Below are 14,050 nucleotides of genomic sequence, written 5' to 3' on the forward strand. Positions count from 1 at the left end.
GTCAGCGTCCTCCCCCGAGATCGAGCTTGGCCACCTTGATATAGAGAAGCGTGATCATTGCGATCACCAGGAAGAGGAAGGTCGAGGCGGCGGAGCCATAGGCGAATTTGTCGAATTGGAAGAGATTTTCCTGAGCGAAGACCGACATGGTCTTTGTGTCGGTGTTGTTGGGCGTCAGCACATAAATGAGGTCGAAGACGCGCAGAGCATCCAGCGCCCGGAAGATCACCGCCACGAGGATCGCCGGGCGGATCAGCGGCAACGTCACCTTCCAGAAGACTTCGACTGGATGGATGCCGTCGATCTTGGCCGCCTCATAGACATCGCCCGGCACCATCTGAAGGCCGGCCAGGATGAGCAGCGCCATGAAGGGTGTCGTTTTCCAGACATCCACGATGATCACGGCCCACATCGCCGTATCGGGATTGGCGGTCCAGGCAACCGGCGCCGAGATCAGGCCGACCGTCATCAGCATGTCGTTCAGGATGCCGAACTGGTCGTTCATCATCCAGGCCCACATCTTGGCCGAGACGATGGTCGGGATAGCCCAAGGGATCAGAACGGCGGCCCGAACGAAGCTGCGCCCCTTGAACTCGGCATTGAGGACGAGCGCGAAGACGAGGCCGAGAACGGTTTCGATGGAGACCGAAATGGCCGAATAATAGACGGTATTCCAGACGGCGTTCCACCATTGCGAGTCGAAGAAGAGGCCAAAATACTCGCCTTCTCCATCGCCATAGTCGACATACTCATAATAGTTGCGAAGGCCGACCCATTCCGCGCCGGCGATATTGGACAGGCTCGCATTGGTGAAGGAGTAGTAGATGGTCTCGACGAGCGGCCATCCGGCGACGAGGGCGAGCACGATGAGCATCGGCGTCAGGAAGATCCAGGCCGAGCGCAGCCTCTGACGCGACAGCTTGGAGCGCGTGGCCGGACGCTTCTCCGCCGCCATCGCCTTGTCCGTCGGCGGCGCACCGATCGTCACATTGGTCATCCGACACCTCCCACGCGGCCTGCGATTACTGCTCTCAAGCCCTTAGCCATTTGGCTGCGACAGCGTCCGGCACGCAGCTCGTCTCCATTCGCATGAGGCCTTTCGCGATGATCTTCGCTCTTTAGCCGTCATGCTTGAGGATGGAGCCGCGCTTCAAATTGCCGGACGCAACGCCCTTACGGGTTTTCGAGCGCTTATTCCCAGCCGCTGCGCTTCAAGCGGCGCAGGCGCTTCTCGAGCTGGTCGAGATTGTCAGCCGCATTTCCGCGTCCGGCGAGCGTCTCGTTGACGGCTGTCCAGAATTCCTTGGAGACCTCGTTATACTGGCCCTTGGTCGGGGCGGACGGCCGCGGCACGGCGGTTGCGACCACCTCGTCCCAGCGCGCCACGATCGGTTGCGCCTCGGCGATCTCCGGGTCGTCGTATAGGCTCGGAATGGTGGGAAGGCGCGCGGTGGAAAGGGCGCGCTCCTTCTGGGATTGTTCCGATGTCAGGAAGCGGACGAGATCGATCGCCGCCTCTTGATGCTGGGAGTATTGGGACACCGCGAGATTCCAGCCGCCGAGGCAGGCGGCCGATTCGCCGGAGGCGCCGGCCGGCAGCGGCATCACGTCGAATTTGCCTTTCACCGCCGAATCGTCGCCCGCCGAAAGCGGATAGGCATAAGGCCAGTTGCGCATGAAGACGGCATTGCCCGTCTGCCAGACGCCGCGAGACTCTTCTTCCTTATAGGCAAGGACGCCTTCCGGGGCGATCGTGCCGACCCAGCCCTTGGCCATCTCGAGCGCCTGGGCCGCCTTTTCGTTGTTGATGGTGATTTCGCCTTCCGGGGAGACGATCTGGCCGCCGCCATTGGAGGCGACCCATTCGAGCCCGTCGCAGGTCAGACCCTCATAGGGCGCACCCTGAAAGACGAAGCCGTTCATTTGCGCATTGCCGCCCTCGCGCTCCTTGTCCTGGATCTCCTTGGCGGTCTCGGCAAGCTCCGTCCAGGTTTTCGGCGGCTCCTTGCCGTATTTCTCGAGAAGATCGGTGCGGTAATAAAGGGCCGGAGCATCCGTATACATGGGGAAGGCGACGAGCTTGCCGTCGACGGTCTGGGATTCGATCACCGAGGGCAGATGCTTGTCCACCCGGTCCGCCATCGCTTCGGAGAGATCGACGAGATTGGCCGCGAGTTGCGGGGCCCAGATCACGTCGGTTCGATAGACGTCGATATCGGGGTTCTGCGCCGCCAGCCAAAGCCGGTACTGCCCGAACTGGTCGGTGGTCGAAGCCGGCATTTCAACGAGCTTGACCGTATGGCCGGTCTCCTCCTCGAACTTGGCCAGCTGAGAGCGCATCTCCTGCACATCCTGGCCGATCGAGCCGAGCGCGATGGACAATTCCACCGCTGAGGCCGGTATTGCCGCGACGAGCGCCGCGAGCGCGACACCGAAACCGAGCGCCTTTTTCATCGTTGGTTTCCTCCCACCCATTTCGTTGCGCATCCTTGCGAATGCCGGCGCGGGCCGGGTCCTCCTTCGGTCCCAAAGCGGCCTCCGCCTGTTCAAGGGAGTTTAGAAGATAGAACCCACGCCGCAAGGCGTTCTCTATCGTGCATTGCAGCATACGACTGGCGCGGCCCATGGAATTGAGTCCAGCTCAATCAGACCTTTAAGTGCAATTCTTGGTTTTTTTGCAGCGCCTTTTACCACCGCGAGATCGCGAAAGTCTCGCTGAAGCGTGATGTCGAAAAAGCCGGCATTTGGTGCTTTCGACCGCTTTCGCGGCAGGCTGGGCTTGATTTTGTAGCGAATCGGGGGTCCCATATTCAAGACATTCTAGAGTGCCGGGAGCCTTCTCGATATCGAAGACGATATCCAAAGGCCGGCGAGGGCATTTGACCATGGCCATGCAAAAGCATCGACCGGCGCCCTACAGTTCCGATCGTCCCGTGCGCCCGGCGCTTCGGGTCGGGTTTGTTCTCGCCAACAATTTCACCCTCTCAGCCTTCTCGCTCTTCGTCGACACGTTGCGCCTCGCCGCCGACGAGGGCGACCGCTCCCGTCCCATCCGGTGCACCTGGGCGGTCATGGCGCCACGTCCGGCACCGATCCGCTCCAGTTGCGGCGTCGCGATCTCGCGCACCGCGCCGCTGACCGACCCGACCGAGTTCGATTATGTCGTCGTGGTCGGTGGTCTGTTGCATGGCGGGGAACAGGTCGACCGGGAGATCATCGACTATCTGCGGCGCTGCGACGAGGCGCAGGTGCCGCTTGTCGGGGTCTGCACCGGATCGTTCATTCTCTCGCGTGCAGGGCTGATGCGCGGGCGTCGATGCTGCGTCTCCTGGTTCCATGTGGAGGATTTCGCTGCGGAATTTCCGGACCAGACGCCGGATGCCGATCAGCTCTTCGTCGATGACGGCGATCGGATCACCTGCGCCGGTGGGGGCGGGGTGGCCGATCTCGCGGCCTTTCTCGTCCATCGCCATGTGGGTCTGACGGCGGCCCAGAAGAGCCTTCATGTGCTTCAGCTTCAGGATGCCCGTGCCGGCAGCGAGGCTCAACCCCATGGCGGGCCCGCGACGGTGGGAGACGCGCGCGTGCGCCGCGCGATCCTGCTGATGGAACAGCATATGTCGCATCCGATGTCGGTGGACGCGATCGCCTTGCGGCTCGGCCTGTCCGGCCGGCAGTTGGAGCGCCTTTGCCGTTCGGCGACCGGCCGCTCGCCTGCCTCCCTATACAGGCAAATCCGGCTCGATCATGCGCGCCGGCTGCTGGAGACGACCGGAAAATCCGTCACCGACATCGCGATCGAGACCGGCTTTTGCGACGGCGCTCATTTCGCGCAAGTGTTCAGAGGCGCCTTCGGCTTCGCGCCCCGCGCCGCGCGTGCCCAGGCCGGTCTTGGACGTGGCCCCGTCATGCCCATCGAGGCTGCAAGCGGCTGAAAACCGGCATTGCGGCGGTCCGATGATCTCTCGCGCAAGCGTTTGATCTGGCGCGCATTTATGCGTCAGGCGCGAAGATTTTGTGCAGTGCAGAAAATCGACATGATGTGTCGCCTTTCTCATTGAATTTGACGCTTCGACGAAAGAAGCGCTCCGCCACGTCATGCGATGTCAGATCAGGGTCATCGAAGGGGTCGGCTCATGCGTCGTTTCTCCATTTCCGCGCTTCTCAAAGAGGCTGCGAACGGTCATCAGGGTTGGGAGCGCCAGTGGCGCGCGCCTGAGCCGAAGAAGGAATACGACGTCGTCATCGTTGGCGGCGGCGGACATGGGCTGGCGACGGCCTATTACCTTGCGACCGTCCACGGCATCACCAATGTCGCGGTCATCGAAAAGGGCTGGATCGGTGGTGGCAACACCGGCCGCAACACGACCATCATCCGCTCGAACTATCTCTTCGACGAGTCGGCGGCGCTCTACAATCACGCGGTCAATCTCTGGGAGGGGCTCTCCCAGGAGTTGAACTACAATGTGATGTTCTCCCAGCGCGGCGTCCTGATGCTCGCGCACAATCATCACGACGTCATCTCCTTCAAGCGCCACGTCTATGCGAACCGCCTGAACGGCGTCGACAATGAGTGGCTGACGCCGGAAGAGTGCAAGGAATATTGCCCGCCGCTGTCGATCTCGAAGGATATCCGCTATCCGGTTCTCGGTGGCGCGCTCCAGCGGCGCGGCGGCACAGCCCGCCACGATGCGGTCGCCTGGGGCTATGCCCGCGGCGCCGACGCCCGGGGCGTCGACATCATCCAGAATTGCGAGGTCACCGGCCTTCAGCGCCATCATGACGGCTCGGTCAAGGCGGTCGAGACGACCAAGGGCGTCATCGGCACCAAGCGCGTCGGCGTCGTCGCGGCCGGTCACACCGGCGTCGTGATGAGCCGCTTCGGCCTGCGCATGCCGGTCGAGAGCGTGCCGCTGCAGGCGCTTGTCTCCGAGCCGGTGAAGCCGGTCTTCCCCTGCGTCGTCATGTCGAACGCGGTCCATGCCTATATCTCGCAGTCGGACAAGGGCGAGCTGGTCATCGGCGCCGGCACGGATCAATATGTCTCCTACTCCCAACAGGGCGGCATCCAGATCATCAATCACACGCTGGATGCGATCTGCGAGCTGTTCCCGCAATTCACCCGCATGCGCATGCTGCGCTCCTGGGGTGGTATCGTCGACGTGACGCCGGATCGCTCGCCGATCCTCGGCAAGACGCCGATCCCCGGCCTCTTCGTCAATTGCGGCTGGGGCACCGGCGGCTTCAAGGCGACGCCCGGCTCGGGTCACGTCTTCGCCCACACCCTCGCCACCGGCGAGCCGCACAAGATCAACGAGCCCTTCAGTCTGGACCGGTTCCGCACCGGTTATCTGATCGACGAAGCGGCGGCTGCCGCCGTCGCCCACTGACCCGTCGCCCGAGACAAGGGACCGATTGCCATGCTTCTGATCCGTTGCCCCTATTGCGGCGAGCGCCCCGAGGTGGAGTTCCATTGCGGCGGCGAGGCCCACATCGCGCGGCCTGATACGCCGGCCGAGATGACCGACGCAGACTGGGCGAGCTTCCTCTACTACCGCACCAATCCCAAGGGGCTCCATGCCGAGCGCTGGGTTCACAATCACGGCTGCGGCCGCTGGTTCAACGCGCTGCGCGACACGGTCACGGACGCCTTCGTCCAGACCTATGAAATGGGAGCGCCGCGGCCCGATGCCGGCAACGCCTCCTCGACCGCAACCAAGGCCGCCTGAAGGATCGACGCCATGAGCCAGCCTTTCCGTCTTCCCGGCGGCGGCCGTATCGACCGGTCGAAGCCGCTCTCAGTCACCTTCAACGGCAAGCGCCTCGAAGGCTATCGCGGCGATACGATCGCCTCGATGCTGCTGGCCTCCGGTTCGCATTTGGCCGGCCGGTCGTTCAAGTATCACCGGCCGCGGGGCATCCTCACCCACGGCTCGGACGAGCCGAACGCGCTTCTCTCCGTCGACTGGCGGCCTGAAAAGGGCGCCGGGCGCCGCGACCCGAACAATCGCGCTTCGGTGGTCGAGGCCCGTGATGGTCTTTCCGTTTCGACCCAGAACCATTGGCCCTCGCTCGAAACCGATATCGGCGTCGTCAACGATCTTCTGGCCCCGGTCTTCGTCGCAGGCTTCTACTACAAGACCTTCATGTGGCCGCGCTCCTTCTGGGACAAGGTCTATGAGCCGGTCATCCGTCGCGCCGCCGGTCTCGGCGAAGCGCCCGAGGTGCCGGATGCCGATCGCTACGCCAATCGCCATGCCCATTGCGACGTCCTCGTCGTCGGCGCGGGGCCGGCCGGCCTGTCGGCGGCGCTCGCGGCCTCCGAGGACGGCTCCAAGCGTGTCATGCTGGCCGACGAAGGGTTCGCGCTGGGCGGCTCGCTGCTTCAGGACGTAACGTCGAAGATCGACGGGCAGAGTGCCGCCGAATGGGTCGAGGCGGCTGTCGCCAAGCTCGATGCGCGCGAAAACGTCGTCATCCTGCCGCGCACGACGGTCTTCGGCTATTACAACCACAATCACGTCGCCATGGTGGAGCGGGTCTCCGACCATCTGGACGAGGCGCGGGACGGGCTGGCCCGCGAGCGTCTCTGGCAGGTTCGCGCCGGCCAGGTGGTGCTGGCGACAGGCTCTCATGAGCGCCCGCTCGTCTTCGAAAACAACGACCGGCCGGGCATCATGCTGGCCGAGAGCATGCGCGCCTTCGTCAATCGCTATGCCGTTGCGCCGGGCAGGAGCCTAGTCGTGGCGACCTCGAGCGCATCAGCCTATCGCGCCGCGCTCGACGCCAAGGCCGCCGGTATCGCGACGCGGATCGTCGATATCCGCCTCGAACAGGATTGCGGCCCGGAACTCGCGCAAGCGCGCAGCGCCGGCATCGAGGTCCTGACCGGTCATACGGTCATCAAGGCGCTCGGCGGCAAGCGCGTGAAGGGGCTCGTCGTCGCGCCGCTCGGCAATGGCGGCGCCATCGGCACCCGCCGCACCCTCGATTGCGACTGCGTCGGCATGTCGGGCGGCTGGACGCCCTCCGTCCACCTCTTCTCCCAGTCGCGCGGCAAGCTCGCCTTCGACGCCGAGCTCGACGCCTTCCTGCCGGGTCAGTCGGCGCAGGCCGAAATTTCCGCTGGCGCCTGCCATGGCGTCTACGATCTGAAGGCCGTCATCGAGGATGGCGCGAAAGCCGGCGGCGGAAACATTACGGTCGAGGCGACGGCAAGCTTCACCGGCTTCCAGCCGGTGCGCGTCCTGCCGACCGATGTCGATCCGGGGAAGGTACGCGCCTTCATCGATTTCCAGAACGACGTCACCGCCAAGGACATCAAGCTCGCTGTGCGCGAGGGCTTCACCTCGATCGAGCATGTGAAGCGCTACACGACGACGGGCATGGCGACGGACCAGGGCAAGACGTCGAACATGAACGCGCTCGGCCTCGTCGCCGGCGTTCTCGACCGCCCGCTGCCCTCCGTCGGCACAACGACCTTCCGGCCGCCCTATACGCCGGTCAGCTTCGGCGCGCTGGTGGGACCGGCCCGGGACGAGCTCTTCGATCCGGTGCGCAAGACCCCGATCGACGCCTGGGCCGAGGCCAATGGCGCGGCTTTCGAGCCAGTCAGCCTGTGGCGCCGCGCCTGGTATTTCCCGAAGGCCGGCGAGGATATGCACGCCGCCGTTCAGCGCGAATGCAAGGCGGTGCGCACATCGGTCGGCATCTTCGACGCTTCCACCCTCGGCAAGATCGAGGTCGTGGGTCCGGACGCGGCCGAGTTCATGAACCGCATCTACACCAATGCCTGGTCGAAGCTGAAGGTGGGCGGCTGCCGCTACGGTCTGATGCTGCGCGAGGACGGTTTCGTCTATGACGACGGCGTCGTGGCGCGTCTCGCCGAGGATCGCTTCCATGTGACCACGACGACGGGCGGTGCGCCGCGCGTCATGGCCCATATGGAGGACTATCTCCAGACCGAATGGCCCGATCTCGACGTCTTCCTGACCTCGATCACCGAGCAATATGCGGTGATCGCGCTTCAGGGACCGAATGCCCGCAAGGTCTTGGAGCCCTTCGTCACCGACATCGACCTGTCGGAAGAGGCTTTCCCGCATATGGCGGTCCGCGAAGGCTATATCTGCGGCGTGCCGACCCGGCTCTTCCGCGTCTCCTTCACCGGCGAGGCGGGCTTCGAGGTCAATGTGCCGGCCGACTATGCCGAATCCGTTTGGAAGGCGCTCTACGAGCATGGCAAGCAGTTTGGCATTACGCCTTACGGCACCGAGACCATGCATGTCCTGCGCTGCGAAATGGGTTTCATCATCGTCGGTCAGGAGACCGACGGTACGGCGACCCCGGACGATCTCGGCCTGTCGGGCTTGGTCTCCAAGGTCAAGACGGACTTCGTCGGCAAGCGCTCCCTGACCCGGCCGGACATCACGGCCGAGGGACGCAAGCAGCTCGTCGGGCTCTTGACCAAGAATGGCCAGGAGGTTCTGGACGAGGGCGCGCAGATCGTCGCCGATCCGAGCGCTCAAGTTCCGATGCCGATGCTCGGCCATGTCACGTCGAGCTATTTTTCGTCCAATTGCGGCCGTTCCATCGCCATGGCCATGGTCAAGAATGGCCGGGCCCGGATGGGCGAGACCCTTTGGGTCACGACGCCGAGTGGCTTCACCGAAGCCGTCGTCGCCCCCGCCGTCTTCCATCAGGTTCAGGGAGCCAAGGCCGATGCTTGAGGTCAATCTCGCACGCCGCACGCCGGCGATCCGTCCCGCAGCGGTCGCGTCCGCCGGTCCGATCCGCATCGCGCCGGAGACGGGCGAGGGGCGCTTGTCCTTCCGCGCGAAGGCCAAGGCGCTCGGTGGGCGTGAAGACGTCGCGGGCTTTGCTGTCGACGGCGCCATCAACAGCCGCAAGAGCGACGGCGACACCGCTTCGCTCCGGCTCGGGCCGGACGAATGGCTCTTCATCTGCCCCGAAGGCGATATCGATGACGCCATGTCGGCGATCGAGCGGGCCATGGATGGGGCTGCCCATTCGCTGGTCGACGTCTCCCATCGCGACGTCACCTTCACGGTCTCCGGCCAGAACGCCGATGCGGTGATCAATGCCGGCTGCCCGCTCGATCTCTCGCTCGACCGCTTCCCGGTCGGCACGGCGAGCCGGACGGTCTTCGGCAAGTCGGATATCGTGCTGGCGCGTGTCGGCCATCACGACTTCCGGGTGACCACTTGGCGCTCCTTCGCGCCTTACGTCCACGGCCTTCTCCTGGACGCGGCGAAGGATTACGCTGGCTAGAACCGGCGCATTAGACGGCCAATGCCGCGGCATGGCGTTGCCGCGGACTTCAGCGAAAAGGCAAACGGCGCGGCCGGCGCTTTTCCAACCGGCCATATGAGGGCCCTATCATGGTCGATCTCGTCGCTCAGCTCACACACCGCCGCAAGGGCCATACGCTCGAGGCGCCGTTCTACACGGATCCGGCGATCTTCAAGGCCGATATGGAGGTCATTTTTGGCCGCCATTGGCTGTTCGTCGGCGTCGAGCCGGACGTGCCGGAGCCGGGCGACGTGATGGTCGTCGATGTCGGGACCAATTCGATCGCCATTCTGCGCGACGACGACGGCGAGATCCGCGCCTTTCACAATGTCTGCCGCCATCGGGGCGCGCGCCTCGTCCATGAGGAAAAGTCGACGGTCGGCAATCTGGTCTGCCGCTATCATTCCTGGGTCTATGACACGACCGGCCAGCTGATCCATGCCGAACATATGGGCGAGGGCTTCGACAAGTCCTGCCACGGGCTGAAGCCGGTCCATATCCGCTCGCTCGAAGGTCTTCTCTTCATCTGCCTCGCCGAAAATCCGCCCCAGGACTTCGAAGAACTCAGCCGGGTGATGAGCCCCTATCTGAAGCCGCACAATCTGCGCGAGACCAAGGTCGCCTATCAGCACGACCTGATCGAGCCGGGCAATTGGAAGCTGACGATGGAGAACAACCGCGAGTGCTATCACTGCGGGGCGAACCATCCCGAGCTGACCGTGCCGCTCTTTGCCTACGGCTTCGGCTTCTCGCCGGAGGAGCTGAGCGACGAGGAGCGCGTGCATGCGGAAAACTATGCCTGTATGCTGAACGACAATCACGAGGGCTGGGAGGCGATGGGCCTGCCCTCGCGCGAGGTCGACCGGCTCGACGACATGGTGACGGGCTTCCGCACCGAGCGCCTGCCGCTCGCCGGCGACGGCGAGAGCCATACGATGGACACCAAGCGCGCCTGCAAGAAGCTGATGGGCGACATGACCAATGCCAAGGCGGGCGCGCTGCATTTCTGGACGCAGCCCAATTCCTGGCATCACTTCATGGGCGACCATGCAGTGGTCTTCTCGGTTCTGCCGATCGACGCCGAGCACTCGCTCCTGCGCACCAAATGGCTGGTCCATAAGGACGCGCGCGAAGGTATCGACTACGACCTGCAGAATCTGATCGGCGTCTGGATGGCCACGAACCAGCAGGATTCGGATCTCGTCGGCTATTGCCAGGACGGCGTGCGCTCGGTCGGCTACGTGCCCGGACCCTATTCGCCGCATACCGAAATGCTCGTCGAGAAGTTCACGAACTGGTATGTCGGCCGGATGCTCGCCCATCTCGCCGAGACCCGCGCGGTCGCCTGATCTCTGGAAGGGCTGAAGAGCGATGAATGCTCCCGTGACCACCGCCACCATCAGCCCCGTCCCGACCGGCTATTTCCGCTGGGAGCCGGAAGAGGACGAGTTCCTGATCTGTCGCGCCGTGCGCGACGAGACCCATGACGTGAAGACCTTCGTCATGGCGCCGCGCCACGCTCGCCAGTTCGAATTCGTCTCCGGTCAGTTCATGACCTTCGAATTCGAGATCGACGGCGAGACGATCCAGCGCTGCTACACGATCTCCTCGCCGCCCTCGCGCCGCGACACGGTGTCCATCACCGTCAAGCGCGTGCCGGGCGGTCCGGTCTCCAACTGGCTCCATGACGAGTTCAAGCCGGGCATGATGCTGAAGGCGACCGTCCCCATGGGCGAGTTCACCTGGTCGGGGATGCAGGATACGAAATATCTGTTCCTGTCAGGCGGGTCGGGCATCACGCCGATGATGGCGATGACCCGCGCGGCCTACGATCTGGCGCTGATCTCGGACATCGAATTCGTCCATTGCGCCCGATCGCCCGACGACATCATCTTCCGCGACGAGCTCAATTTCATGGGCCGGCGCAATCACTGGATCAAGCCGACCTTCATCTGCGAGAAGGATTCCCCCTTCGAGCGCTGGTCGGGCATTCGTGGCCGGCTGGACCGGGCCAAACTCGAAGTGATTTGCCCGGATTATCTGGAGCGTTTGGTCTTCGTTTGTGGGCCCGCGCCTTTCATGAAGGCGGCGAAGGACCTCTTCCGGGATGCCGGCTACGATATGAGCCGTTATCATCAGGAGAGCTTCAACTTCGACAGCTTCACCGAGGAGGCGCAGGAGCAGATCGCCGAGGCGACGGAAGCGATCACCACCGACGTCAAGGTGTTCCAGCTGGAATTCACCAAGACCGGCCGCACGGTGGAATGTCCCGAGGGCATCACAGTCATGGAAGCGGCGCGCCGCGCCGGCATCCGCGTGCCGTCCTCCTGCTCCAAGGGCCTGTGCGGCACGTGCAAGTCGAAGGTGACGAGCGGCAAGGTCGACATGAAACACGGCGGCGGTATTCGCCAGCGCGAGGTCGACAACGGCATGGCGCTGCTCTGCTGCTCCAAGCCGCTGACGGATCTGGTGATCGATCGCTGAGACGCTCTCGGCGATCGATAGAGCGATATAGGCGGGCATACCCCTTCTGCCGCGCCGGCGACTTCCCCGCATGAGGGGAAGACGGGCCGCTTTGGCTGACAGCGGGCGTTCTCCACTCTTGCCGAATGGATGATGCTTGCGGAGACGCCGAAGGGGACTGAATAACGAAGCACATAAGGAGGGCACTCCATCATGATCGCCAATGCCGAAGCTCTCCTGAAGCCGCTGACCATCAAGGGGCTGACCATCCGCAACCGCGTGATGTCGACCTCCCACGCGCCCTCCTATGGCAAGGACGGCAAGCCGCAACAGCGCTATCAGCTGTATCACGAGGAAAAGGCCAAGGGGGGCATTGGCCTCACCATGTTCGGCGGCTCCTCCTCGGTCGCGCTCGACAGCCCGGCCTCGCCCTGGAACCAGATTTCGGTCGCCGACGATTCCGTCCTCCCCTTCTTCCAGGAGTTCTCGGAGCGCGTTCATCGCCACGGCGCCAAGCTGATGATCCAGCTGACCCATATGGGCCGGCGCACCAAATGGGATGCCGAGCATTGGCTGCCGGTGAAGTCGGCCTCCGCCACCCGCGAGCCGGCCTCGCGCTCGGTCGCCAAGGAGCTCGAACAGGAAGAGATCGACCGGATCGTCGCCGACTTCGCGGCAGCCGCCCGGCGCTGCAAGGAGGGCGGTCTCGACGGTTGTGAGATTTCGGCCGCTCACGGCCATCTGGTCGACCAGTTCTGGTCCTCCCTCTCCAACCAGCGCAGCGACAAATATGGCGGCAGCCTCGAAAACCGCATGCGCTTCGGCATCGAGGTTCTCACCGCCATGCGCGAAGCGGTCGGCGACGATTACGTCATCGGCATGCGCATGTCGGGCGACGAGATGCTGAAGGGCGGATTGACGGCCGAGGACCTGATCGCGATCGCGACGGAGTATGCCGGTCGTGGACTGGTGGACTTTCTCAATATCATTGGAGGACAGGCGCGCGATCATATCGCCCATGCCGTCTCGCTCCCCAACATGGCGTTCCCCGTGGCTCCCTATCTGCCGGTGGCTTCGGCGGTGAAGCGCGAGGTGGATATTCCGATCTTCCACGCCCAGCGCGTCACGGATCTCGCGACCGGCGCCAGAGCCGTCGCCGAGGGTCATGTGGACATGATCGCCATGACCCGCGCTCACATCGCCGATCCCCATCTCATCAAGAAGCTCACGGAAGGGCGGGCCGACGATATTCGCCAATGTGTCGGCTACGGCTATTGCATCGACCGCATCTATATCGGCAAGGACGCGCTCTGCATTCAGAACGCGGCAACGGGGCGCGAGGCGACCATGCCTCACGTCATCGAGAAGGCCGCGACGAAGAAGACTGCGGTCGTCGTCGGTGGCGGCGTCGGCGGGTTGGAGGCCGCGCGCGTCCTTGCCGAACGCGGTCATCAGGTGACCTTGTTCGAAAAGACCGACAAGCTCGGCGGCCAGGTTCTGACGGCGGCCAAAGCCACCTGGCGCGAGGCGCTGACCGGCATTCCGCGCTGGCTTGTTTCCCAGGTGCAGAAGCTCGGGGTCGACATTCGCCTCAACACCGAGGCCGACGATGCGGCGATCGCCGCCCTCTCGCCGGACATCGTCATCATGGCGACCGGCGGCCTGCCCCATAAGGGCCATGCCAAGGGCGCCGAACATGCCGTCACCACCTGGGACGTTCTGGAAGGGCGGGTCGAGCCGGCCGGCACCGTCCTTGTCTATGACGAGATCGGCGATCACAACGCCACCTCGACGGCCGAACATCTCGCTAAACAGGGCTGTCTCGTGGAGATCGTGACCCATGACCGCCTTGTGGGCGAGGATCTCGGCTCGACGAACCAGCCGGTCCATTATCGCGAGCTCTACAAGCTCGGCGTGATGATGTCGCCCAATCTGGAGCTCATCGAGATCTATCCGGAGGGCAACCGCATGATCGCGGCCCTGCGCAACACGATGACCGATGCCGAGGAAGAGCGCGTCGTCGATCATGTCGTCGTCGATTACGGCACGCTGCCGGTCGATCACCTGCATTTCTCGCTGAAGGACAGGGCCAAGAATAAGGGCCTGATCGACGACGCGGCGCTGGTCGCCGGGCGTCCCCAGCCGGCCGAGATCAACGGCGCGGGCGAAGCGCCGGGCTATACGCTCTACCGGGTGGGCGACGCGCTCGCCGGCCGCAACATCCATGCGGCGATCTACGACGCGCTCCGGCTCTGCAAGGATCTGTGAGGCATGGGCG

At 64.0% G+C, this 14,050-nt stretch carries 10 protein-coding genes; 8 read left to right on the top strand and 2 right to left on the bottom strand.

The window, feature by feature from the left end:
- Nucleotide 1: 1 nt before the first annotated feature.
- Both B9A15_RS14025 and B9A15_RS14030 read right to left on the bottom strand, forming a co-directional pair.
- Nucleotides 2-997 carry a carbohydrate ABC transporter permease gene (locus tag B9A15_RS14025; RefSeq protein ID WP_084410836.1) on the bottom strand — a complete coding sequence of 332 codons (996 nt, stop codon included), beginning with the start codon at nucleotides 995-997 and terminating at the stop codon, nucleotides 2-4.
- A 194-nt stretch (nucleotides 998-1,191) separates the two neighbouring features.
- Nucleotides 1,192-2,454 (bottom strand): ABC transporter substrate-binding protein, encoded by a 1,263-nt coding sequence (locus B9A15_RS14030; RefSeq protein WP_084410838.1) that lies wholly within the window; start codon nucleotides 2,452-2,454, stop codon nucleotides 1,192-1,194.
- A 431-nt stretch (nucleotides 2,455-2,885) separates the two neighbouring features.
- Between B9A15_RS14030 and B9A15_RS14035 the strand changes: the two genes are divergently transcribed.
- From B9A15_RS14035 to B9A15_RS14070, 8 genes are all read left to right on the top strand, one after another.
- Nucleotides 2,886-3,935: a GlxA family transcriptional regulator gene (locus B9A15_RS14035; RefSeq protein ID WP_139798397.1), complete on the top strand. Its 1,050-nt coding sequence runs from the start codon at nucleotides 2,886-2,888 to the stop codon at nucleotides 3,933-3,935.
- A gap of 201 nt (nucleotides 3,936-4,136) precedes the next feature.
- The gene (locus B9A15_RS14040; protein ID WP_084410840.1) at nucleotides 4,137-5,390 is read left to right on the top strand and encodes a sarcosine oxidase subunit beta family protein; all 1,254 of its coding nucleotides are present in this window, start codon (nucleotides 4,137-4,139) and stop codon (nucleotides 5,388-5,390) included.
- Nucleotides 5,391-5,420: 30 nt separating this feature from the next.
- Complete coding sequence (locus B9A15_RS14045; protein ID WP_084410842.1) at nucleotides 5,421-5,729, top strand: sarcosine oxidase subunit delta; 309 nt, start codon at nucleotides 5,421-5,423, stop codon at nucleotides 5,727-5,729.
- Nucleotides 5,730-5,741: 12 nt separating this feature from the next.
- Nucleotides 5,742-8,726: a sarcosine oxidase subunit alpha family protein gene (locus tag B9A15_RS14050; RefSeq protein WP_084410843.1), complete on the top strand. Its 2,985-nt coding sequence runs from the start codon at nucleotides 5,742-5,744 to the stop codon at nucleotides 8,724-8,726.
- On the top strand, nucleotides 8,719-9,288 hold the full coding sequence (locus B9A15_RS14055; protein ID WP_084410844.1) for a sarcosine oxidase subunit gamma: 570 nt from the start codon (nucleotides 8,719-8,721) through the stop codon (nucleotides 9,286-9,288). Before B9A15_RS14050 ends, B9A15_RS14055 begins: the two co-directional genes overlap by 8 nt.
- Nucleotides 9,289-9,398: 110 nt before the next feature.
- Nucleotides 9,399-10,658, top strand: a complete 1,260-nt coding sequence (locus B9A15_RS14060; RefSeq protein ID WP_084410845.1) for an aromatic ring-hydroxylating oxygenase subunit alpha — start codon at nucleotides 9,399-9,401, stop codon at nucleotides 10,656-10,658.
- Between the two features lie 34 nt (nucleotides 10,659-10,692).
- Nucleotides 10,693-11,793 carry an FAD-binding oxidoreductase gene (locus B9A15_RS14065; protein ID WP_244556962.1) on the top strand — a complete coding sequence of 367 codons (1,101 nt, stop codon included), beginning with the start codon at nucleotides 10,693-10,695 and terminating at the stop codon, nucleotides 11,791-11,793.
- Between the two features lie 192 nt (nucleotides 11,794-11,985).
- Entirely contained in the window at nucleotides 11,986-14,040 is a 2,055-nt protein-coding gene (locus B9A15_RS14070; RefSeq protein ID WP_084410849.1) for an oxidoreductase, read from the top strand.
- The last annotated feature ends 10 nt before the right edge of the window (nucleotides 14,041-14,050 follow it).

The sequence above is a fragment of the Fulvimarina manganoxydans genome, assembly GCF_900176465.1.
Lineage (GTDB): Bacteria > Pseudomonadota > Alphaproteobacteria > Rhizobiales > Rhizobiaceae > Fulvimarina > Fulvimarina manganoxydans.

What these genes read in the sequence shown, in the direction of transcription:
- B9A15_RS14025 (WP_084410836.1), bottom strand. Translation starts at nt 997, where the DNA reads ATGACCAATGTGACGATCGGTGCGCCGCCGACGGACAAGGCGATGGCG.
- B9A15_RS14030 (WP_084410838.1), bottom strand. Translation starts at nt 2,454, where the DNA reads ATGAAAAAGGCGCTCGGTTTCGGTGTCGCGCTCGCGGCGCTCGTCGCG.
- B9A15_RS14035 (WP_139798397.1), top strand. Translation starts at nt 2,886, where the DNA reads ATGGCCATGCAAAAGCATCGACCGGCGCCCTACAGTTCCGATCGTCCC.
- B9A15_RS14040 (WP_084410840.1), top strand. Translation starts at nt 4,137, where the DNA reads ATGCGTCGTTTCTCCATTTCCGCGCTTCTCAAAGAGGCTGCGAACGGT.
- B9A15_RS14045 (WP_084410842.1), top strand. Translation starts at nt 5,421, where the DNA reads ATGCTTCTGATCCGTTGCCCCTATTGCGGCGAGCGCCCCGAGGTGGAG.
- B9A15_RS14050 (WP_084410843.1), top strand. Translation starts at nt 5,742, where the DNA reads ATGAGCCAGCCTTTCCGTCTTCCCGGCGGCGGCCGTATCGACCGGTCG.
- B9A15_RS14055 (WP_084410844.1), top strand. Translation starts at nt 8,719, where the DNA reads ATGCTTGAGGTCAATCTCGCACGCCGCACGCCGGCGATCCGTCCCGCA.
- B9A15_RS14060 (WP_084410845.1), top strand. Translation starts at nt 9,399, where the DNA reads ATGGTCGATCTCGTCGCTCAGCTCACACACCGCCGCAAGGGCCATACG.
- B9A15_RS14070 (WP_084410849.1), top strand. Translation starts at nt 11,986, where the DNA reads ATGATCGCCAATGCCGAAGCTCTCCTGAAGCCGCTGACCATCAAGGGG.